Origin of the sequence: Pseudomonas hunanensis (genome assembly GCF_013393325.1) — a bacterium.
Taxonomy (GTDB): domain Bacteria; phylum Pseudomonadota; class Gammaproteobacteria; order Pseudomonadales; family Pseudomonadaceae; genus Aquipseudomonas; species Aquipseudomonas putida_P.
The window spans coordinates 90,450-110,131 of the sequence record NZ_QJRC01000100.1 but is presented as its reverse complement, the minus strand read 5'-3'; the positions used below and the strand labels follow the sequence as shown (position 1 = coordinate 110,131).

General features: G+C 62.6%; 22 protein-coding genes. 12 read left to right on the top strand and 10 right to left on the bottom strand.

Translation table 11 applies throughout. From position 1 onward, the window contains the following. Positions 1-419: 419 nt before the first annotated feature. Together rhtA and DM807_RS25030 are read left to right on the top strand one after the other, a co-directional pair. A complete protein-coding gene (gene rhtA, locus DM807_RS25035; RefSeq protein ID WP_012271523.1) occupies positions 420-1,307 on the top strand; it encodes a threonine/homoserine exporter RhtA in 888 nt (295 codons plus the stop codon). A gap of 190 nt (positions 1,308-1,497) precedes the next feature. Further along, complete coding sequence (locus tag DM807_RS25030) at positions 1,498-1,779, top strand: hypothetical protein (protein ID WP_012271522.1); 282 nt, start codon at positions 1,498-1,500, stop codon at positions 1,777-1,779. Between the two features lie 39 nt (positions 1,780-1,818). On the opposite strand, the gene DM807_RS25025 is transcribed toward DM807_RS25030, so the two are convergent. Beyond that, positions 1,819-3,627 carry an aminopeptidase P family protein gene (locus DM807_RS25025; protein ID WP_060492959.1) on the bottom strand — a complete coding sequence of 603 codons (1,809 nt, stop codon included), beginning with the start codon at positions 3,625-3,627 and terminating at the stop codon, positions 1,819-1,821. Positions 3,628-3,813: 186 nt separating this feature from the next. On the opposite strand from DM807_RS25025, the gene DM807_RS25020 reads away from it, so the two are divergent. Together DM807_RS25020 and DM807_RS25015 are read left to right on the top strand one after the other, a co-directional pair. Beyond that, positions 3,814-4,932: a DUF3182 family protein gene (locus DM807_RS25020; RefSeq protein ID WP_179028100.1), complete on the top strand. Its 1,119-nt coding sequence runs from the start codon at positions 3,814-3,816 to the stop codon at positions 4,930-4,932. Next, entirely contained in the window at positions 4,916-5,686 is a 771-nt protein-coding gene (locus tag DM807_RS25015) for an alpha/beta hydrolase family protein (RefSeq protein WP_179028099.1), read from the top strand. Before DM807_RS25020 ends, DM807_RS25015 begins: the two co-directional genes overlap by 17 nt. On the opposite strand, the gene DM807_RS25010 is transcribed toward DM807_RS25015, so the two are convergent. Together DM807_RS25010 and DM807_RS25005 are read right to left on the bottom strand one after the other, a co-directional pair. Beyond that, positions 5,665-6,045 (bottom strand): antibiotic biosynthesis monooxygenase, encoded by a 381-nt coding sequence (locus DM807_RS25010; RefSeq protein ID WP_060492961.1) that lies wholly within the window; start codon positions 6,043-6,045, stop codon positions 5,665-5,667. The two genes, DM807_RS25015 and DM807_RS25010, sit on opposite strands and share 22 nt — an antisense overlap. Positions 6,046-6,126: 81 nt before the next feature. After that, the gene (locus tag DM807_RS25005; protein WP_041166447.1) at positions 6,127-7,119 is read right to left on the bottom strand and encodes a GlxA family transcriptional regulator; all 993 of its coding nucleotides are present in this window, start codon (positions 7,117-7,119) and stop codon (positions 6,127-6,129) included. An 82-nt stretch (positions 7,120-7,201) separates the two neighbouring features. On the opposite strand from DM807_RS25005, the gene DM807_RS25000 reads away from it, so the two are divergent. Continuing rightward, entirely contained in the window at positions 7,202-7,750 is a 549-nt protein-coding gene (locus tag DM807_RS25000; RefSeq protein WP_012271516.1) for a cysteine hydrolase family protein, read from the top strand. 49 nt (positions 7,751-7,799) lie between these two features. On the opposite strand, the gene DM807_RS24995 is transcribed toward DM807_RS25000, so the two are convergent. Then, positions 7,800-8,363 (bottom strand): helix-turn-helix domain-containing protein, encoded by a 564-nt coding sequence (locus DM807_RS24995; protein WP_041166446.1) that lies wholly within the window; start codon positions 8,361-8,363, stop codon positions 7,800-7,802. Between the two features lie 85 nt (positions 8,364-8,448). Here DM807_RS24995 and DM807_RS24990 point away from each other — a divergent pair, with 85 nt between their 5' ends. From DM807_RS24990 to DM807_RS24960, 7 genes are all read left to right on the top strand, one after another. Further along, positions 8,449-9,405 (top strand): DMT family transporter, encoded by a 957-nt coding sequence (locus tag DM807_RS24990; protein WP_179028098.1) that lies wholly within the window; start codon positions 8,449-8,451, stop codon positions 9,403-9,405. A gap of 149 nt (positions 9,406-9,554) precedes the next feature. Beyond that, positions 9,555-12,470 (top strand): monovalent cation/H+ antiporter subunit A, encoded by a 2,916-nt coding sequence (locus DM807_RS24985; protein WP_179028097.1) that lies wholly within the window; start codon positions 9,555-9,557, stop codon positions 12,468-12,470. After that, positions 12,470-12,814, top strand: coding sequence for a Na+/H+ antiporter subunit C (locus tag DM807_RS24980; RefSeq protein WP_003250128.1), 345 nt, complete (start codon positions 12,470-12,472; stop codon positions 12,812-12,814). Before DM807_RS24985 ends, DM807_RS24980 begins: the two co-directional genes overlap by 1 nt. Beyond that, a complete protein-coding gene (locus DM807_RS24975) occupies positions 12,811-14,490 on the top strand; it encodes a monovalent cation/H+ antiporter subunit D (protein WP_012271512.1) in 1,680 nt (559 codons plus the stop codon). The genes DM807_RS24980 and DM807_RS24975 overlap by 4 nt, the downstream gene beginning before the upstream one ends. Beyond that, positions 14,487-14,975 carry a Na+/H+ antiporter subunit E gene (locus DM807_RS24970; protein ID WP_012271511.1) on the top strand — a complete coding sequence of 163 codons (489 nt, stop codon included), beginning with the start codon at positions 14,487-14,489 and terminating at the stop codon, positions 14,973-14,975. The genes DM807_RS24975 and DM807_RS24970 overlap by 4 nt, the downstream gene beginning before the upstream one ends. Beyond that, the gene (locus DM807_RS24965; RefSeq protein WP_003250109.1) at positions 14,972-15,250 is read left to right on the top strand and encodes a K+/H+ antiporter subunit F; all 279 of its coding nucleotides are present in this window, start codon (positions 14,972-14,974) and stop codon (positions 15,248-15,250) included. The genes DM807_RS24970 and DM807_RS24965 overlap by 4 nt, the downstream gene beginning before the upstream one ends. Next, positions 15,247-15,612, top strand: coding sequence for a Na+/H+ antiporter subunit G (locus DM807_RS24960; protein ID WP_012271510.1), 366 nt, complete (start codon positions 15,247-15,249; stop codon positions 15,610-15,612). The genes DM807_RS24965 and DM807_RS24960 overlap by 4 nt, the downstream gene beginning before the upstream one ends. 12 nt (positions 15,613-15,624) lie before the next feature. On the opposite strand, the gene DM807_RS24955 is transcribed toward DM807_RS24960, so the two are convergent. From DM807_RS24955 to DM807_RS24930, 6 genes are all read right to left on the bottom strand, one after another. Further along, positions 15,625-15,837, bottom strand: a complete 213-nt coding sequence (locus tag DM807_RS24955; RefSeq protein WP_060515236.1) for a hypothetical protein — start codon at positions 15,835-15,837, stop codon at positions 15,625-15,627. Continuing rightward, entirely contained in the window at positions 15,834-16,304 is a 471-nt protein-coding gene (locus DM807_RS24950; protein ID WP_041166445.1) for a hypothetical protein, read from the bottom strand. The genes DM807_RS24955 and DM807_RS24950 overlap by 4 nt, the downstream gene beginning before the upstream one ends. Before the next feature lie 345 nt (positions 16,305-16,649). Next, positions 16,650-16,844: a hypothetical protein gene (locus tag DM807_RS24945; protein WP_012271507.1), complete on the bottom strand. Its 195-nt coding sequence runs from the start codon at positions 16,842-16,844 to the stop codon at positions 16,650-16,652. Between the two features lie 177 nt (positions 16,845-17,021). Beyond that, positions 17,022-17,426 (bottom strand): TraR/DksA family transcriptional regulator, encoded by a 405-nt coding sequence (locus DM807_RS24940; protein ID WP_012271506.1) that lies wholly within the window; start codon positions 17,424-17,426, stop codon positions 17,022-17,024. A 334-nt stretch (positions 17,427-17,760) separates the two neighbouring features. Beyond that, complete coding sequence (locus DM807_RS24935) at positions 17,761-18,534, bottom strand: enoyl-CoA hydratase (protein ID WP_012271505.1); 774 nt, start codon at positions 18,532-18,534, stop codon at positions 17,761-17,763. Positions 18,535-18,547: 13 nt separating this feature from the next. Beyond that, on the bottom strand, positions 18,548-19,675 hold the full coding sequence (locus DM807_RS24930) for an acyl-CoA dehydrogenase (RefSeq protein WP_060492964.1): 1,128 nt from the start codon (positions 19,673-19,675) through the stop codon (positions 18,548-18,550). Positions 19,676-19,682: the final 7 nt, after the last annotated feature.

Below are 19,682 nucleotides of genomic sequence, written 5' to 3'. Positions count from 1 at the left end.
CTATGTGATTTCTCGCATGGCCACTTGTGATGCTGATAATCTTTTTGACTATCAGTCCGTACTCACAAGCACCCACACGAATTGCTTGATTCAATTTGTTAAAGAGCGTTTGGTTAAGAGCTTTTCGCCTCAACCGAGGCGCGCATTCTACGCTTTCCTCAGAGCCTGTCAAGCGTTTATTTTGAAGTTTTTTGCGAGAAACTCGTTTAGCTTCAAACACTTGACTCAACAGGGTGGCTAGCTTTACTTCGCTACCGCGTTGGAGTGGTGCGCATTATAGGGCGGCCTTCACGGAGGTCAACCTTTAATTTCAATGATTTGAAATATATCTGCTGCAAACACCTCAGGGCTACCACGCGCCCCTGCAATTGCGCACTATATTGCTCACCTCCCACCCGCCCAAGGATCGCCGCATCTAAATGAACACCCAACCCCGCAGCCTGGCCGCTACCCTTTTCCCGATCGGCCTGCTGCTAATCGCCATGGCATCGATTCAGTCCGGGGCCTCCCTGGCCAAAAGCATGTTTCCCATCATTGGCGCCCAAGGCACCACCACCCTGCGCCTGATCTTCGCCAGCATCATCATGCTCCTTATACTGCGCCCGTGGCGGGTACGCATGACCGCCAACACGTTGCGTAACGTGGTCATCTACGGCATGGCGCTGGGTGGCATGAACTTCCTCTTCTATATGGCCTTGCAAACGCTGCCTATCGGTATTGCCGTGGCCCTGGAGTTCACCGGCCCACTGGCCGTGGCGATTTTCTCCTCGCGCCGACCGATCGACTTCCTATGGATTGCCCTGGCCATCGCCGGCTTGCTGCTATTGCTGCCGGCAGGCCAAAGCGGCCAGACACTCGACCCACTGGGCGCTGCCTATGCACTGGGCGCGGGTGTGTGCTGGGCCCTATATATCCTGTTCGGGCAACGTGCGGGAGCAGAGCACGGCATCCAGAGTGCGGCCTTGGGGGTGGTAGTCGCCGCCCTGTTCGTCGCCCCCATTGGTATCGCCCACGCTGGTAGCGCACTGCTCACACCTGCCGTGATCCCGATGGCCCTGGCCGTTGCAGTGCTGTCCACCGCCCTGCCCTACAGCTTGGAAATGGTTGCCCTCACGCGCATCCCGGCGCGCACCTTCGGGACTCTGATGAGCATCGAACCGGCATTTGGCGCATTGTCCGGCCTGCTGTTCCTCGGCGAGGTGCTGACGGTTACACAGTGGCTGGCGATCCTGGCGATCATTACCGCATCGGTCGGCACCACCCTGTCCATGCGCAACACGTCCAAACCGGCCATCGCGGCAGACTGATATGAGAAATATTTTCATTTGAGACAGGATTAATGATTGTAGCGGCCCGCCTCGCTGATTAAGCTGTCACAGAATCATCATCTTTACGCTATCTACTGGACCGAACACGGAAGCTGGGGAAGTTTCAGGAAGAACCGAAGCGATAACGACAGGGCGTGACAACTGATTTGCCCTGCATTTAAGGACAGGAATGAAACGTATTTTTCTCATCCTGGCCATCTTGGCTATTGCTGGATGTGCCGCCACAGCCAAGACCGAGGTCAAAAGGGGCAAAAAGGGCCTGCATATCAATTGCTCCGGCCTTTCCTCCTCGTGGGATAATTGCTATAGCAAGGCCGCAAGCTCCTGCAGCACGCGGGGTTACCGGGTCATTGCACGCTCGGGCGATAGCGATGAAGAGGCCGGTGACTACTTGTTCGGCATCAACCCGGCGGGGTACACCAGCCGCAGCATGATCGTCATGTGCAAGTAGTGAAAAGGGCAGCTCGTAAGCTGCCCTTTTTCATTTGCCTTACAGCGGCGCAGTACGTGCCTCCAGCCAGGCCAGTGCATCACCCTTGAGTAGAGGCGCAAGGCGCTCACGCACATTGGCATGATAGCCGTTCAGCCACTCCACCTCTTCCTTTACCAGCAGCGCGGGCAGCAGACAGCGGGTATCGATCGGGCACAGGGTCAAGGTCTCGAAGCACAGGAAATCGCCGAACGCACTCCTGCCCGCTTCGCGGTTGACCACCAGGTTCTCGATACGTACCCCCCACTGCCCCGGCCGGTACGTACCCGGCTCGATCGAGCTGATCATGCCCGCTTGCATCGCCGTCTGCGGTGCAGCCACTGCCTGATAGGCAATTACTTGCGGCCCTTCGTGTACGTTCATGAAGTAGCCCACCCCGTGCCCGGTGCCATGGCCATAGTCGACCTGGTCAGCCCAGATCGGCGCCCGGGCGATAGCGTCGAGCAACGGCGACAGTACCCCCCGCGGGAACGTGGCACGCGACAGGGCAATCATGCCCTTCAGTACCCGCGTGCAGTCCTGCTTCTGTGCATGGCTGGGGTTACCGACTGGCACCATGCGGGTGATGTCGGTGGTGCCGCCCAGGTATTGCCCACCCGAGTCGATCAGCAGCAAGCCATCACCTTCGATGACCGCATGCGACTGCTCGGTGGCACGGTAATGCGGCATGGCGCCATTGCCATTGAAGGCGGCAATGGTCGAGAAGCTCAGCGACACGAAATTCGGGCGCCGGGCACGTGCGGCACTCAATTGCTCGTCAACTGTAAGCTCAGTGACAACCTCTCGCCCAAGGTTCGCCTCGAACCAGGCAAAGAACTCGCACAAGGCCGCGCCGTCTTGCTCCATGACCTGGCGGATATGCACCAAGTCATCGCCGCCTTTGCAGGACTTGCTCAGCGTGGTGGGGTTTAGCCCCTCGACCAGCACCACCTCTGCCGCCAGGTTGGCCAACAGGCCGCAGGTGACACGGGCAGGATCCACCAGCAACCGCCCACCCGCCGCAACAGCGGCCAGGGCCTTGCCTGCCTCGCTATAGTCGCGCACCTCGATGCCGTCGACCGCCAGCACCTGGCGCAGGTGCGCATCCACCTTGTCCTGGCCTACGAACAAAATGGCCTGCTGCGGGTTGATCAGGGCAAAGGCCAGGAAAACCGGGTTGTAGGAGACATCGCTACCGCGCAGGTTGAACAACCAGGCAATGTCATCGAGGGTTGCGATAAAGTGCCAGTCGGCCCCCTTGTCCTGGATGCCCTGGCGCAGTTGCGCGAGCTTTTCCGCCCGGCTCACCGTGGCATGTGGCGGCAAGTGCTGGTACACAGGGTTGGCTGGGAGCGCCGGGCGCCCGTCCCAGACCTGGGCCAGCAGGTCCTTGTCGGTCACCAGCCGCGCCCCACGTGCCTTCAGCCGCTCACCTAGCTGGCGCGCCGAAGCCAGAGCCATGACCGCACCATCTACCGCGACGCTACCGTTGGGCTTGACGTTATCACCCAGCCACTCCAGCGCCCCTGGCTTGCCTGGCAACAGTTTCATCAGTTCGATGCCGCTGCCCGCCAGCTCGTGATCCGCCTGCTCCCAGTAGCGGCTATCGACCCACAGCCCGGCGAACCCAGAGGTGACCACCAGCGTACCGACCGAGCCATGGAACCCCGACAGCCACTGGCGCCCCTGCCAGTGACCGGGCAGGTATTCGGAAAGGTGAGGGTCGGCCGAGGGTACCAGCAAGGCATCGATGCCCCCTGCCGCCATGGCCTCGCGCACGTGCGCCAGTCGCTGTGGCACGCTTTGCTCAAGGGTGGTCTGGACGTTCATGCGCTCTCCTGCGGCTACATCAGAATTGATCCAATACACCGATAATGGAACAGCCGCCAGAGCCCTGCAATCGCCGCTGCACAAACAGGACACTTCCTACAGCTGGGCCTGGACCACCGATCCAGTTTTGCTGAACTTCCCCAAGGCACCGGCTTCACACACAGTACATTCATTGCACACAGGCAAATGACCATGCCCAGTGCCAGCGAACCGAAAGCCGGCGTGGTGCTGCTCGATACCCGCGATCACACCCCCGAACATGAGCATGCCGTGCACCTCAAGCTTGCCGATGGCCTGGCCGGCCTGCTGGGCTGCCCGCACGTGAAACACACCCCCTCAGCAACCGCCGTCGATGGCTACTACTACCTGCCCACCGAAACCCTGATCGACGCCAGACGTCAGGCCGCTAGAGGTATCCGCAGCGAGCAGGATCTGTTTGGCGGGCTGGTCGACCAGCCCTACATGGCAACCAAGGCGATCTCTCACCCGCTACCGGCCGGGGCCAGTTTTCCGCCGGGCTGGACCGATGACTTCGCCCGGCAGGCCAGTGACGCCTTGCTGCGCGGCTATACCGTATTCAGCAAAGCCGATGCGCGCACTGCTGCACAGCTACTGCTGCTCGACGGCCCCGTGCGGGTCAAGCCCGTGTTGGCCTGCGCAGGGCGCGGGCAGCAAGTCATCACCCTGGCAGACGCGCTGGAGCCCCTGCTGGCCGCCATGGACGACCAGCAGTTGGCACGGTGGGGGCTGGTACTCGAAGAGGACTTGAGCGACGTGCAAACCTTCAGCGTCGGCCAGGTGCGCGTCGCCGGCCTGACCTGCAGCTATCACGGCACTCAACAACTGACCCGCGACCATCAAGGCACCGAGGTGTACGGAGGTTCCGACCTGGTGGTGGTACGCGGCGACTACCAGGCACTCCTCCAGCTCCCCATGGAAGAGCACCTGCGACTGGCCATCAACCAGGCCATCACCTACGAGCAGGCTGCCGAGCAGCACTTCCCTGGTTTCATTGCCTCCCGGCGCAACTACGACATCGCCCGCGGCCTCGATTCGCAGGGCCACCTGCGCAGCGGCGTACTCGAACAATCCTGGCGCCTGGGCGGTGCCAGCAGCGCCGAGCTGTTGGCCCTGCAGGCTTTTGCCGATGACCCGGCATTACAGCGGGTGCGAGCCTCCACCCATGAAGTGTTCGGCACCCCCGACCTGCCCACTGACGCCACCCTCTTCTACCAAGGAAACGACAGTGAACTCGGACAACTCAGCAAATTTGCGCGGATTCGCGAACATGACCATTCAGAGTGAAACCGTTGAACTGCAGGTCGAAAATGATCGCATCAATGGCACCCTGGTCAGCCCGGGCAGCAAGATGCCAGGTATTCTCTTCGTCCACGGCTGGGGCGGCAGCCAGCAACGCGACCTCGCCCGCGCCCGGCATATTACCGGGCTGGGTTGCGTGTGCATGACGTTCGACCTGCGCGGCCACGAAAAAACCGAGAGCCAGCGCCTCACGGTCACGCGTGAGCAAAACTTGCAGGACTTGCTGGCGGCCTACGATCGACTGGTCAGTCACCCGGCCGTCGATAGCAGCGCCATCGCCATCATCGGCAGCAGCTATGGCGGTTACCTGGCCACCCTGCTGACCCGCGAACGGTCAGTCAGATGGCTGGCCCTGCGGGTACCTGCCATGTATTGGGACGATGAATGGGGCAGCCCCAAGCAAACGCTCGACCGTCAACGCCTGAACGACTACCGCCGACGCCCGCTCGGCCCGGCGGACAACCGCGCGCTGGCCGCCTGCGCCGAATTCAGCGGGGATGTACTGCTGGTGGAGTCCGAGCAGGACGACTACGTACCGCACAGTACACTGATGAGCTACCGCTCCGCGTTCATCAGCGCCCACTCGCTCACCCATCGCATTGTCGACGGCGCCGACCACGCACTGTCCAGCGAAGAAAGCCAGAAAGCCTACAGCTCGATCCTGGCGGCATGGATCGGCGAAATGGTCATCGGTGCCCGTCTGGACCGCTACCCGCACTATGCACCCTGGTATGCATGAGGCTCGCCCACCTGGCAATGCAGGCCGCCATCCGTGCCGCGCACCAGGCTGCGCAGGGCCTGGTAGGCGGCGAAGTTGACGCCCCGGGCCTGATGCTGCCCCAGCAGGTCAAGGAACGATTCTTCGACGAAGTGCACTGCCGCCTCCGCCCAGGCCTGGCGTGACTGCCATTGCAGGTACTGCAACACCCGGCTGCCATCGTCACTGGCCTGGATGCTCACACCCTGCAAGCCTTCGCAACGCGTGGCCAACACTTCGCTACGCGCCACCAGGGCCTGGGCCAGTGCGTGCTGGCACACGCTGGGCACTTCATATTCGATCATCTGGGTGAACCACAAGGCATGAGCGTTTGCCGACATCGACGGTCTCCTGGATAAGGACGCATGCAGCGCGATGCCGAGCAGGGTAAAACCTCAAGCAAAGTCAAGGTCAAGTGGTTTCTACATACCCTGATCGGACACCGCAAACCGCCGCCGATAGTCGCTCGGGGTAAAGCCGGTGACGCGTTGGAACACCTTGCGAAAGGCGCCCGGATCCTGGTAGCCCACACCCCAGGCGATCTGTTCGACGTTGCGCCGGGTAAACTCCAGCAAACGGCACGCCCGCCCTACCCTGACCTGCTGGCAGTACTCGGTCGGGCGTAGCCCGGTAGCAGCACGAAATCGCCGCAAGAAGGTCCGCGCCTCCAGCCCCGCGCAGGCAGCCATCGCGGCCAGGTCGGCATCCTGCCCACCATTGCCCTGCAACCAGTGTTGTACTTTCAGCACGGCCTCGTCACCGTGATCCAGGCGCGGGCTGAATACAGCCCCGGGCAGCGTCGCCGTGACCGGATCGACGGCCAGATAGCGGGCGGTCTCCCGTGCCACCGTAGCCCCCAGAAAGCGCTCCAGCAGGCGCAAGCCCAAGTCGGTCCAGGCCATGAGCCCGGCCGAGGTCACGATGTCCCCGTCATCCAGCAACGGCTGCTGGGCCTCTACCCGCACCTTGGGGAAGCGCTGTGCAAGCGCCTGTACATAGTTCCAGTGGGTGCAGGCCGGGCGCCCGTCCAGCAGGCCGCTGGCGGCAATGAAAAACACCCCGATACATACTGACGCCAGCACCGTACCCTGCACGTGCAGTTGGCACAGCAACGCGCGGTGACGTTCGAGCAGCTCGGCTTGCGGAGCCGACTCCAGGCTCGGCGGAATGATCAAAACGCGCAAGCCCAGCCCGGCATCAGCCGGGCTATCCGGGGCAGGCAGCAATCGTCCCAATTCATCTGCCTGCCAGAAGCTGACGCGAATAGTCGGCAACCCAACGCCACCCAGCTCGGCCGCAACCCGGTTGGCCACCAGGAACAGGTCGGCCAGCCCATGCACGGCGGCGCGCTGCACGCCGGGGTACAGCAGCAGACCGATGTCCAGGCTGGCTGGGGTGTCAGTTTTTGCCCGCATAGTGTCGTTCGCGCCAATCCTCATGTCAGTGCACACAGCCTATAACTAACGTCTATCCACGACTACTGCCACAGGAGGCAGCATGAGCAAGCAGGCACTGATCATCATCGACATCCAGAACGACTACTTCCCGGGCGGCAAGTGGACACTTGATGGCGCCGACCAGGCGGCCGACAACGCTGCACGCTTATTGGCAGCAGCGCGCCAGCGTGGCGACCTGGTGGTGCACGTGCGGCATGAGTTCGACAGCGCCGATGCGCCATTCTTCGCCCCAGGCTCGCAGGGTGCGGCCATCCACTCCAAGGTCGCGCCGGTAAAAGGCGAGCCGGTGGTGCTCAAGCACAAGGTCAATGCCTTCCTAGGCACCGAGCTTGAGCACACGCTGGACCGGCATGGTGTCGAGGCCCTGACCATTGCCGGCAGCATGAGCCACATGTGCATCGACGCCGCTACCCGCGCCGCGGCAGATCTGGGCTATACGGTGACCGTGGCGCACGATGCCTGCGCGACCCTGCCACTGGAGTTCGACGGCAAGCAGGTGCCGGCGGCGCAGGTGCATGATTCGGCGATGGCGGCGTTGGCGTTTGCCTACGCCAAGGTGGTGAAGACCGAAGAACTGCTGAAAGATTGATCAGCTCGAGAGCTTTGGGGGCTACTGTGCAGCCCCTAAAGCTGCAAGCTCAAATCACCACATTGCGCACAAACCGCACCGCCACCGCGCCATCGTTACGGTAGGCATACCGGCAATTGCTGGGGAACACGTGGAACTGCCCCACCTGCAAGCGATGCTCGACATCTTCGATGATCAGCGTCAATTGCCCTTCGGCCACATAAATCTGCTCGCTCCAGCCTTCGGCATCAGCCTCGCTGGAATAGCACTCGCCCGGTGCGAGGGTCCACTCCCACAGCTCCACCTCGCGCCGTGCCGCACTGGTGCCAAGCAACACCGCCCTGCTCTGCGGATGTTCGCCAGCCCAGGCCAGCTCTTCGATGCGCCCGGGGTCGCGCAGGTCTGGCGCCTGGATCAGGGTACTGAAGGCCACGCCCAAGGCTTCAGCGATCAAGTCCAGGGTGGTCAAGCTGACATTCTTCTCGCCCGCCTCGATCGCTACCAGCATGCGGCGGCTGACCCCGGAGCGCTCGGCAAGCGCCGTCTGGCTCATTCCGGCAGCGTTGCGCAGGCTGCGCACATTGAGGCTGACATGTTGCAGCACCGATGCCCGGTGCAAAGAATCTTTGTGCACTATATTGCTCACTGGTCAAGATTGCGCAGTATACTGCCCACTTTTGCGGCGATTGTGCGCCGCCCCCCGCCGAGTGTGCAAGACCATGAGCCAGCCCAGCAGCAAGTCGACCTCCACCGTTACCTTTCGCCTGAGCAAGGCCGAACTGGTGCTGGTGTTCATCACCATGTTGTGGGGCGGCACCTTCCTGCTGGTGCACAACGTGATGACCGTCAGCGGCCCGATGTTCTTCGTCGGCCTGCGCTTTGCGGCAGCCGCGCTGTTCGTAGCCGTGGTGTCGGCACGAGCGCTGCCTGGGCTGACCTTTACCGAACTGAAGGCCGGCATGCTGATCGGTGTGTCGATCATGCTCGGCTACGGCTTGCAGACCATGGGCCTGCAAACCATCAGCAGCAGCCAGTCGGCGTTCATCACCGCACTTTACGTGCCGTTCGTGCCGCTGCTGCAGTGGCTGGTGCTGGGCCGGCGGCCTGGCCTGATGCCCAGCATCGGCATTTGCCTGGCGTTCATCGGCCTGATGCTGCTGGCCGGGCCCGAAGGCGGCAGCCTGCACTTCAGCGAAGGCGAACTGGTCACCTTGGTCAGCGCGGTGGCCATTGCAGGCGAAATCATCCTGATCAGCCGCTATGCAGGCCAGGTCGATGTGCGACGGGTCACCGTCGTGCAGCTGGCGACTGCTTCACTGCTAGCGTTCCTGATGATCGTGCCGACCCAGGAGCGCATCCCCGACTTCTCCTGGCTGCTGCTGACCAGCGCAGTGGGCCTGGGCGCCATGAGCGCAGTCATTCAGGTGGCAATGAACTGGGCGCAAAAGTCGGTCTCCCCCACCCGCGCGACCCTCATCTATGCCGGTGAACCGGTGTGGGCCGGTATCGTCGGGCGCCTAGCCGGCGAGCGCCTGCCGGGCGTGGCGCTGCTTGGCGGCTTGCTGATCGTGATCGCGGTGGTGGTCAGCGAACTCAAGGTGCGCCGCCCGCGCGAAGCCGATGCCGATGCCGCACAGGACGTGCAAAATTCCGGCGAGCGCCAGGCAGGGCTGTAAAGCCGCCAACTACGACTATGCTTTGTAAAAAACTGTTATAAAAAAACAGCTTGTCACAGCCTGTTTGTAGGATTCTGCGACAGCTTGCGTGTTGGTGATCATCCACTCGGCACGTATGATCTTTGCAAACTTCTCCAGAATAGGCCGCTATGTCTTTGATAGTGCTACTGCTTCTGCCGTTCGTGGGCAGTTGCCTGGCAGCCGTGCTGCCGCACAACGCACGTAACGCCGAGTCCATCCTTGCCGGGCTCGTAGCCCTGGTCGGTACCGTCCAGGTAGCACTTCTGTACCCTCAGATTGCCCACGGTGGCGTAATTCGCGAAGAATTCCTGTGGCTGCCCAGCCTGGGGTTGAACCTGGTGCTGCGCATGGACGGCTTTGCCTGGCTGTTCTCGTTGCTGGTGCTGGGCATTGGTACGCTGGTGTCGCTGTATGCCCGCTACTACATGTCGCCGCAAGACCCGGTACCGCGTTTCTTCGCCTTCTTCCTGGCCTTCATGGGCGCCATGCTCGGCCTGGTGATCTCCGGCAACCTGATCCAGCTGGTGTTCTTCTGGGAACTCACCAGCCTGTTCTCCTTCCTGCTCATCGGCTACTGGCACCACCGCGCCGACGCCCGCCGCGGCGCCTACATGGCGCTGATGGTCACCGGCGCGGGCGGTTTGTGCCTGTTGGTAGGGGCCCTGCTGCTAGGCCATGTGGTCGGCAGCTACGACCTGGACAAGGTCCTGGCTGCCGGCGACACCATCCGCCAGCATGCGCTGTACCTGGTGCTGCTGCCCCTGATCCTCATCGGCGCCCTGAGCAAGAGCGCACAGTTCCCCTTCCATTTCTGGCTGCCCCACGCCATGGCAGCGCCCACCCCGGTATCGGCCTATCTGCACTCCGCCACCATGGTCAAGGCGGGCGTGTTCCTGCTGGCGCGCTTCTGGCCGGTACTGTCGGGCAGCGATGAGTGGTTCTGGATCGTCGGCGGCGCCGGCGCCCTCACTCTGCTGCTCGGCGCTTTCGCCGCCATGTTCCAGAACGACCTCAAGGGCCTGCTGGCCTATTCGACCATCAGCCACCTGGGCCTCATTACCCTGCTGCTAGGCCTGAACAGCCCGCTGGCGGCCGTTGCCGCCGTGTTCCACATTCTCAACCATGCCACCTTCAAAGCCTCCCTGTTCATGGCCGCCGGTATCATCGACCACGAAAGCGGTACGCGTGACATCCGCCGCCTCAGTGGCCTGATCCGCCTGGTGCCATACACCGCCACCCTGGCCATGGTGGCCAGCGCCTCGATGGCCGGCGTCCCGTTGATGAACGGCTTCCTGTCGAAAGAAATGTTCTTCGCCGAAACCGTATTCATCAGCTCCACCGCCTGGGTCGAAACGACGTTGCCGGTGATCGCCACCCTGGCCGGTACCTTCAGCGTGGCTTATGCCCTGCGCTTCACGGTCGATGTGTTCTTCGGGCCGCCAGCCCAGGACCTGCCCCATACCCCGCACGAGCCGCCACGCTGGATGCGTGCGCCGGTCGAGCTGCTGGTGCTCACCTGCCTGGTAGTGGGCATCTTCCCTGCTCAGTCGGTCGGCCCGCTGCTGGCCGCTGCGGCCCTGCCGGTAGTAGGCGGCACACTGCCGGAATACAGCCTGGCCATCTGGCATGGCTGGAACGCACCGCTGATCATGAGCCTGGTGGCCATGAGCGGCGGCATCGTCCTGTACCTGCTGCTGCGCAAGCAGCTGCGCCTGGGCCGCTTCCCCTACCCACCGCTGATCGAGCGCTTCAACGGCAAGCGCCTGTTCGAGCACGGCCAAGTGCACCTGATGCTGCTGGCACGTCGCATCGAGCGCCTGTTCACCACCCGTCGCCTGCAGTCGCAGCTGTTCATGCTGGTCGTCGCCGCGTTTCTTGCTGGCCTCACGCCCATGCTCTACAGCGGCCTGAGCTGGGGCGACCGGCCGAAGATTCCGGGCTCGGGTGTGTTCGTCGCCCTGTGGCTGATCGCCATTGCCTGCGCCATCGGCGCCGCCTACCAGGCCAAATACCACCGTCTGGCAGCACTGATCATGGTCAGCGTCTGCGGCTTGATGACCTGCATCACCTTCGTCTGGTTCTCCGCGCCCGATCTGGCCCTGACCCAGTTGGTGGTGGAAGTGGTGACTACTGTGCTGATCTTGCTCGGCTTGCGCTGGTTGCCGCGGCGGATCGAAGGTGTGTCGCCGCTGCCCGGCAGCCTGGAGCGCGCGCGCATGCGCCGCCTGCGCGACCTGCTGCTGGCGGTGCTGGTAGGGGGCGGCATGGCCGTGCTGTCCTACGCGATGCTGACCCGGCCGACGCCCAACGATATTTCCTCGTTCTACCTGAGCCGGGCGCTGCCTCAGGGCGGTGGTACCAATGTGGTCAATGTCATGCTGGTCGACTTCCGCGGCTTCGATACCCTCGGTGAAATTACCGTGCTGGTGGCCGTGGCGCTGACCGTGTTCGCCCTGCTGCGGCGCTTCCGCCCACCGAAGGAGAGCATGCAACTGCCGGCGCAGCAGCGCCAGCTGGCGCCCGACGTGGTCACCGACCTGATCAACCCGCGGCACGCCACCGACACCGCACTCGGTTTCATGATGGTGCCGGCGGTACTGGTGCGCCTGCTGCTGCCAATCGCCCTGCTGGTGTCGATGTACTTGTTCATGCGCGGGCACAACCAGCCGGGCGGTGGCTTTGTCGCCGGCCTGGTGATGTCGGTGGCGTTCATCCTGCAGTACATGGTGGCCGGCACCCAGTGGGTCGAAGCACAGATGAGCCTGCGGCCGCTGCGCTGGATGGGCACCGGGCTGCTGTGCGCGACCCTGACTGGGGTCGGTGCCATGTTGCTTGGCTATCCGTTCCTCACCACTCATACCGCCCACCTGCACCTGCCGTTGCTCGGTGACGTGCACGTGGCCAGCGCGCTGTTCTTCGATGTCGGCGTGTACACCGTGGTGGTCGGCTCGACGCTGTTGATCCTCACGGCCCTGGCGCACCAGTCGGTGCGCGCCTACCGCCCGGGCAACCCGGCGAAAACCAGCCAAGCAGGAGCCGCCTGATGGAAGAAGTGATTGCAGTCGCCATCGGCGTGCTGGCCGCCTCGGGGGTGTGGCTGATCCTGCGCCCGCGTACCTACCAGGTAATCATGGGCCTGTGCCTGCTGTCTTACGGGGTCAACCTGTTCATTTTCAGCATGGGCAGCCTGTTCATTGGCAAGGAGCCGATCATCAAGGACGGCGTCACTCAGGACCTGCTGCATTACACCGACCCACTGCCGCAGGCGCTGGTGTTAACCGCCATCGTCATCAGTTTCGCCATGACTGCGCTGTTTCTGGTGGTGCTGCTGGCCTCGCGTGGCCTGACTGGTACCGACCACGTGGATGGCCGGGAGCGTGACGAATGAGTGGCATGAGTCAACTGATCGTCGCCCCCATTCTGCTGCCGCTGATTACTGCATCGGTGATGTTGCTGCTGGGTGAAAAGCACAGGCATATCAAGGCCAGGCTGAACCTGCTGTCAACCTTCGCCGGCCTGGTCATCGCGGTCTCTCTGCTGCTGTGGGTGCGGACCCAGGGCCAGGCAGAGTCGATAGGCGTGTACCTGCCGGGTAACTGGCCGGCGCCATTCGGCATCGTGCTGGTGGTGGACCACTTGTCTGCGCTCTTGCTGACCCTGACCGGGGTCATCGGTTTCAGTGCGCTACTGTTTGCCCGTGCCCGCTGGGACGGCGCCGGGGCCAGCTTCCATGCGCTGTTCCAGATCCAGCTGATGGGCCTGTACGGGGCCTTCCTCACCGCCGACCTGTTCAACCTGTTCGTGTTCTTCGAAGTGCTGCTGGCCGCCTCCTATGGCCTGCTGCTGCATGGCTCGGGTCGCGCTCGGGTGCGCGCCGGCCTGCACTACATCGCCATCAACCTGTTCGCCTCATCGTTGTTCCTGATCGGCGCAGCAATGCTGTATGGCGTGACCGGTACCTTGAACATGGCCGATCTGGCACTGAAGATTCCACTGGTACCGGAGGCCGACCGTGGCCTGCTGCATGCCGGCGCGGCAATCCTGGCCATGGCCTTCTTGGTCAAGGCCGGTATCTGGCCGCTGAACTTCTGGCTGGTGCCAGCCTACGCCTCGGCCAGTGCGCCGGTGGCTGCGCTGTTCGCCATCATGACCAAAGTCGGCCTGTACGCCGTGCTGCGCCTGTGGACGCTGCTGTTCTCCGGGCAGGCCGGAGCCTCGGCGCATTTCGGCGGCGAGTGGCTGGTGTACGGCGGCCTGGTCACTCTGGCGGTGGCAGCAGTATCGATCCTTGCCGCACAGCGCCTGGAGCGCATGGCGGCCCTGAGCATACTGGTCTCGGCCGGCACCCTGCTCGGCGCCGTCGGCTTTGCCCAGTCGGCGCTGACCGGCGCGGCGTTGTTCTATCTGGTCAACTCGACCCTCGCGCTGTGCGCACTGTTCCTGCTCGCTGAACTGGTCGAGCGTTCGCGCTCGGCCAATGAAGCACCGCTGGACGAAGAAGAAGACGCCATGCCCCCACCGCTGGAATCGCTGCACCCGCCCAAAGGCATCAACCTCGACGATGAGCAGAAGGCGGTGATCGGCCAGATCATCCCGTGGACCATGGCCTTCCTCGGCCTCAGCTTCATCGCTTGTGCGCTGCTGATCATCGGCATGCCGCCGCTGTCGGGTTTTGTCGCCAAGCTCAACCTTATCAGCGCGCTATTCAACCCACTGGGCCTCGGCGTGCCCGCCGAACAGCCGCTGAGTGTGGCCGGCTGGGGTCTCGTGGCCTTGCTGATCCTCTCCGGTTTGGCCTCGCTGATCGCCTTCGGCCGCGTTGGCATCCAGCGTTTCTGGAAACCCGAAGAACGGCCCTCGCCGGTACTGCGCCGCTATGAGTGCCTGCCGATCGTCATCCTGCTCGGCCTGTGCATCATACTCAGCCTCAAGGCCGAGCCGTTGCTGCGCTACACCCAGGACACAGCTGCCAGCCTGCAGGCCCCGGACGCCTATATCGAAGCCGTGATGGCCGCCCGGCCGATTCCTGGCCCCACCACGCTCGACGTACAGGTGCAGCCATGAACCGACTGTTCCCCGCCCCACTGCTGTCAGTCTCGCTGTTCGGCCTGTGGCTGTTGCTGAACCTCTCGGTAAGCCCTGGCAACCTGCTGCTAGGCGCCGCACTCGGCGTGCTGGCGCCGCTGCTGATGGCGCCCCTGCGTCCGCAGCATGCCCACGTACGCCGGCCACTGGTCATCGCCAGGCTGATCGCCCGGGTCGGCCTGGATGTAATCATCTCCAACCTGCTGGTTGCTCGTGGCGTGCTGCGTGCCGGCAAGCAGCCTCCACGCTCCGCGTTCGTCCACATACCGCTGGCACTGCGCGACGCGCACGGCCTGGCAGCGCTGTCGATGATTACCACGGTGGTACCGGGCACCGTCTGGTCCGAACTGGCGCTGGACCGCAGTGTCTTGCTGCTGCACGTGTTCGACCTGGAGGATGAAGCGGCCTTCATCCAACACTTCAAGGACACCTACGAACGCCCGCTGATGGAGATTTTCCAATGACAGGCCTGCTCGCCAATGCTGTTCTCGCCAGCCTGTTCATCTTCGCCCTGGCCATGGGCCTGGCGCTGATCCGGCTGTTCCGTGGCCCATCCGCCCAGGACCGTGTGCTGGCGCTGGACTACCTGTACATCCTGGCCATGCTGACCATGCTGGTGCTGGGTATCCGCTATGCCAGTGACACCTATTTCGAGGGTGCCCTGCTGATTGCGCTGTTCGGCTTCGTCGGCTCGTTTGCCCTGGCCAAGTTCCTGCTGCGCGGTGAGGTGATCGAATGACTGAAACCCTGGTACTGCCGTTTTGGCTGGAACTGGTCACCGCCGCGCTGCTGCTGACCGGCAGCCTGTTCGCCCTGATCGGTGCGATAGGCCTGGTGCGCCTGAAAGACTACTTCCAACGTATGCACCCGCCCGCACTGGCCTCGACCATTGGCGCCTGGTGCGTGGCACTGGCCTCGATCATCTATTTCTCGTGGCTCAAGGACGCCCCGGTGCTGCATGCCTGGCTGATCCCGATACTGCTGTCGATCACCGTGCCGGTCACCACGCTACTGCTGGCGCGGGCGGCGCTGTTCCGCAAGCGCATGTCGAAAGAGCCGGTTCCTGAAGAGGTCAGCAGCGGCAGCGACCGAGGTAACTGAAGGGTTGCCGCCTCAGCCTTGGCTGAGGCGCTGCAACTCGCGCCGAACCATGGCGGCATATGGCGGCGGGCTGAGGCCATAGAGCTCAGCCGCCACCCAGTTCAACCAGGTGCCTTTCAGCTCCTCGCGCTTGGCCAGCATGCGTTCGGCCTCGGCCACGGCATGTGCTTGGTGCTGCCGATGAAACTCGGACCGCGAGGCAGGACCGTCGTCAGCGTCGGTCATTCACTGGCCTTGAACGTGGTCAGTTCACCCTTGCGCCACTTGGCAACTTTGCCGGTCACCGCTTTGAGCAACTTGCCCAGGCCTTCCTGCACTTGTTGCTGCGCGGCGAACACCAGCATCACGCCATGCCCTTCCCGAAACACGATCCCATCGCCTTCCGGCACCGAAACGAAGGCGTAATCGCCCACGCCATACACATTCAACTTTATTTCGCGAAAGCGCATTTCCAGCTTGCCGCCTTCGCGGCTGGGCAATACGGCAGCGCGGAAGTGGTCGCCGACTTTCAGCTCAAGGCGCTGTTTGTCATCGACCACCAGTGCACTTTCGGTGTCGATTTCGGCCATGTACAGGCCTTCGGGATTCTGTTCGGTGACATAGATGAAGCGACCCTGGAACAGTTGGGCCAATTTACCGCGCAAGTCGCCCAAGGCGAACAACGCATGAGTATCAAGTGTGCTGACTGCCAATGAAGTAATCCTCAACCGGTTACAACCCGCCCTCTCCCAAGCTCGGGGAGGCACGGCCACTTCTTATCGATAGGCGAAAAGAGTAATAAAGCGATATGCGAAATGTCTGTGCTCGCTGACGATGCAGCGTGCAGGAATCTTTACTCTGGTCTGCCAGATTCGCCTTCAACCGAAGGCCTTTGGCTCATCCCCGGTTAGGGAAGTGTGATGCCTGAGATCACTCGCCAGAAAACGCAACCATGGGAGTGAGCCTGCAAGAAAACAAGCCCTGGCATCCATGTGCGCATTACTGTAGGACAAATATGCCCGAAAACACTGAAACACGTCGAGAGGCAATAAACATTTTCAGGCTGCCAACCCCTTCTTCAGCTGCTGCTGCCAGGCAGCCTGGCACTCCAGCGCTTCTTCACGCGTGGCAAACGCGGTGCCACGGCGCTCGCCATTGACCAGCACCACCCAGCAAATGCGCTTACCCAGTGCCTGCAGGGTGGCCGGCACACCCGAACCAATCATCACGGCTACATCGACTCGGCTATTCATCATTCCCTCCGGAATTTAATTAGCACCCTAACGATAAGGCCATGATACGCCTGCCTGCGAAGAGAAAACAGCGCATGCCAGTACAGCAGTGTTTCTTATGGCGCAACAAAAACGGCGGCGACGACAAGCGCAAAAAGCCCCAGGGATCGCTCCGTGGGGCTTTGCACCTGGCGCGGGTTATACCTGGCGCTGGTGGCGGTCGAGCTGCTCGTGGCGCTCCTGGGCTTCGATGCAGTACTTGGTGGTCGGGCTGATCAGCAGGCGTTTCAGGCCGATTGGCTCACCACTGTCATCGCACCAGCCGAAGCTTTCGTCGGTAATGCGGTCCAGGGCCATTTCCAGCTGTGGCAGCAGGCGTTGGTCGCGGTCGATGGCATTTACCAGCCAGCTACGTTCTTCTTCGACCGAAGCCACGTCGGCAGGGTCCGACGGGGTGTCAAGGCCTTCGATGGTGGTGCGGCTGAGCTCGATGCGTTCATGGGTTTCGACTTTCATCGCCTGCAGCAGCTCAGTGAAGAAGGCCAGCTGGTCGGCGTTCATGTAGTCATCGGCCGACATGGCCAGCAACTGTTCCTTGGTCATCGATTTCTCTATGAAAAAATGTGCATTTGGGCGATTCATGTGCCGCCGACGCCTTGGCATCGGCAGCGGAATTCTTCAAGCGCCAACCGGCACTCTTTTACAGGGGGCGGCAGTCTAAGGCGCCACGTCGCGTGGAGCAACTGCAAATGGGTGCGAATTTGCTTCCAGTGCTTACAATCCGCCGGTCGGTGCAGGGATGGCTGGTCTTGGGAGGCTCGCCACAACCTTTTCAGCGCCCATGAGATCGAGCGCCACCCGCCCGGCGCTCGATCTCACAGCGACCAGACCTCTCAAGGCATGCACCTGGAGGCCCAGCCCAAATTCCCAGCTGGCATCAACGGTCCTTGAACTGCGCCTCGCGCTTGGCGATGAAGGCGGCCATGCCTTCTTTCTGGTCTTCAGTGGAGAAAGCCGCATGGAAGACCCGGCGTTCAAAGCGCACGCCCTCGCTGAGGGTAACTTCAAACGCTCGGTTAACGCTCTCCTTGACCATCATGCTCACCGGGATCGATTTGCTGGCAATGGTCGCAGCCACCTTAAGCGCCTCTTCCAGCAACTCCGCCTGCGGCACGATTCGCGCCACCAAGCCAGCCCGCTCAGCCTCTTCAGCCCCCATCAGGCGGCCAGTCAGGCACAGTTCCATGGCCTTGGCCTTACCCACGGCACGGGTCAGACGCTGGGTACCGCCCATGCCCGGCAACACGCCAAGGTTGATTTCCGGTTGACCGAACTTGGCGTTGTCGGCGGCGAGGATAAAGTCACACATCATCGCCAACTCGCAGCCGCCGCCCAGCGCGAAGCCGGAGACCGCAGCGATGATCGGCTTGCGCCGGTTGGCAATGCGGTCAGCATCGCTGAACAGGTCGTCGACGTAGATCTGCGGGTATTGCAGTTCGGCCATTTCCTTGATGTCGGCGCCAGCGGCAAAGGCCTTGGCCGAACCTGTCAGCACCACGCAACCGATATTCGGGTCACGCTCGAGCTGGTCAAGGGCCTGGTTGATCTCGCCGACAATCTGCGCGTTCAGCGCATTGAGGGCTTGCGGGCGGTTGAGGGTGATCAGGCCGACCTTGCCGTGGATGTCCAACAGGATGGTTTCGAATGCCATGCAGTCTGCTCCTTCAAAGATTGCGCGCAATGACCATGCGCTGAATGTCGCTGGTGCCTTCGTAGATCTGGCAAACCCGAACGTCACGGTAGATCCGCTCCAGCGGGAAGTCGCTCAGATAGCCATAACCGCCCAGGGTCTGCAAGGCATCCGAGCAGACCTTTTCGGCCATTTCCGAGGCAAAAAGCTTGGCCATCGACGCCTCCACCAACGCCGGGCGCCCGGCGTCACGCAGCGCGGCGGCGTGCAGCACCATCTGCCGGGCAACGGCGATTTTCGTCGCCATGTCGGCCAGGCGGAAGGCCACAGCCTGGTGCTCGATCAACGCCTTGCCGAAGCTTTGCCGCTCGTTGGCGTAGTCGCGCGCCACTTCGAACGCGGCCCGGGCCATGCCAACCGCCTGCGAGGCGATACCGATGCGGCCACCTTCAAGGTTGGCCAAGGCTATCTTGTAGCCCTCGCCTTCTGCACCCAGGCGGTTGACCACCGGCACACGCACGTTGTCGAAGACGATCTGGCAGGTGTCGGATGCATGCTGGCCGAGCTTGTCCTCCACCCGCGCCACCTGGTAGCCCGGCGAATCGGTGGGCACGATGAAGGCGCTGATCCCGCGCTTGCCGGCGTCCGGGTCGGTCACGGCAAACACGATCACCACCCCGGCGTTCTGCCCGGAGGTGATGAACTGCTTGCTGCCAGTGAGCACATAGTGGTCACCGTCCAGACGCGCACGGGCCTTCAGGCTGCTGGCATCGGAGCCCGCCTGCGGTTCGGTCAGGGCAAAGGCGCCGAGCATCGCACCGCTGGCCAGCGGGGTGAGAAACCGTGCTTTCTGCTGCTCGGTGCCGAAACGCAGGATCGGCACGCAACCGACCGAGTTGTGCACGCTCATGATGGTCGAGCAGGCCCCATCACCGGCGGCGATCTCTTCCAGGGCCATGGCATAGGCCACATAACCGGTGTCGCTGCCGCCCCACTGCTCCGGCACCAGCATGCCGAACAGGCCCAGCTCGGCCATTTCGTCAATGGCCTCTTTCGGGAACCGATGTTCCTTGTCCCATTGTTCGGCGAACGGTCTCAGGCGCTCCTGGGCGAAGGTACGTACCGCATCGGCTATCTGTTGTTGCTCGTCAGTTACCAGCATGGTTCAC

What these genes read in the sequence shown, in the direction of transcription:
- DM807_RS25005 (WP_041166447.1), bottom strand. Translation starts at nt 7,119, where the DNA reads ATGCGGGCAAAAACTGACACCCCAGCCAGCCTGGACATCGGTCTGCTG.
- DM807_RS25030 (WP_012271522.1), top strand. Translation starts at nt 1,498, where the DNA reads ATGAAACGTATTTTTCTCATCCTGGCCATCTTGGCTATTGCTGGATGT.
- DM807_RS24935 (WP_012271505.1), bottom strand. Translation starts at nt 18,534, where the DNA reads ATGGCATTCGAAACCATCCTGTTGGACATCCACGGCAAGGTCGGCCTG.
- DM807_RS25010 (WP_060492961.1), bottom strand. Translation starts at nt 6,045, where the DNA reads ATGTCGGCAAACGCTCATGCCTTGTGGTTCACCCAGATGATCGAATAT.
- DM807_RS24945 (WP_012271507.1), bottom strand. Translation starts at nt 16,844, where the DNA reads ATGAATAGCCGAGTCGATGTAGCCGTGATGATTGGTTCGGGTGTGCCG.
- DM807_RS25020 (WP_179028100.1), top strand. Translation starts at nt 3,814, where the DNA reads ATGACCATGCCCAGTGCCAGCGAACCGAAAGCCGGCGTGGTGCTGCTC.
- DM807_RS24975 (WP_012271512.1), top strand. Translation starts at nt 12,811, where the DNA reads ATGAGTGGCATGAGTCAACTGATCGTCGCCCCCATTCTGCTGCCGCTG.
- DM807_RS24990 (WP_179028098.1), top strand. Translation starts at nt 8,449, where the DNA reads ATGAGCCAGCCCAGCAGCAAGTCGACCTCCACCGTTACCTTTCGCCTG.
- DM807_RS25025 (WP_060492959.1), bottom strand. Translation starts at nt 3,627, where the DNA reads ATGAACGTCCAGACCACCCTTGAGCAAAGCGTGCCACAGCGACTGGCG.
- DM807_RS24965 (WP_003250109.1), top strand. Translation starts at nt 14,972, where the DNA reads ATGACAGGCCTGCTCGCCAATGCTGTTCTCGCCAGCCTGTTCATCTTC.
- DM807_RS24940 (WP_012271506.1), bottom strand. Translation starts at nt 17,426, where the DNA reads ATGACCAAGGAACAGTTGCTGGCCATGTCGGCCGATGACTACATGAAC.
- DM807_RS24985 (WP_179028097.1), top strand. Translation starts at nt 9,555, where the DNA reads ATGTCTTTGATAGTGCTACTGCTTCTGCCGTTCGTGGGCAGTTGCCTG.
- rhtA (WP_012271523.1), top strand. Translation starts at nt 420, where the DNA reads ATGAACACCCAACCCCGCAGCCTGGCCGCTACCCTTTTCCCGATCGGC.
- DM807_RS24955 (WP_060515236.1), bottom strand. Translation starts at nt 15,837, where the DNA reads ATGACCGACGCTGACGACGGTCCTGCCTCGCGGTCCGAGTTTCATCGG.
- DM807_RS24980 (WP_003250128.1), top strand. Translation starts at nt 12,470, where the DNA reads ATGGAAGAAGTGATTGCAGTCGCCATCGGCGTGCTGGCCGCCTCGGGG.
- DM807_RS25000 (WP_012271516.1), top strand. Translation starts at nt 7,202, where the DNA reads ATGAGCAAGCAGGCACTGATCATCATCGACATCCAGAACGACTACTTC.
- DM807_RS24970 (WP_012271511.1), top strand. Translation starts at nt 14,487, where the DNA reads ATGAACCGACTGTTCCCCGCCCCACTGCTGTCAGTCTCGCTGTTCGGC.
- DM807_RS25015 (WP_179028099.1), top strand. Translation starts at nt 4,916, where the DNA reads ATGACCATTCAGAGTGAAACCGTTGAACTGCAGGTCGAAAATGATCGC.
- DM807_RS24930 (WP_060492964.1), bottom strand. Translation starts at nt 19,675, where the DNA reads ATGCTGGTAACTGACGAGCAACAACAGATAGCCGATGCGGTACGTACC.
- DM807_RS24960 (WP_012271510.1), top strand. Translation starts at nt 15,247, where the DNA reads ATGACTGAAACCCTGGTACTGCCGTTTTGGCTGGAACTGGTCACCGCC.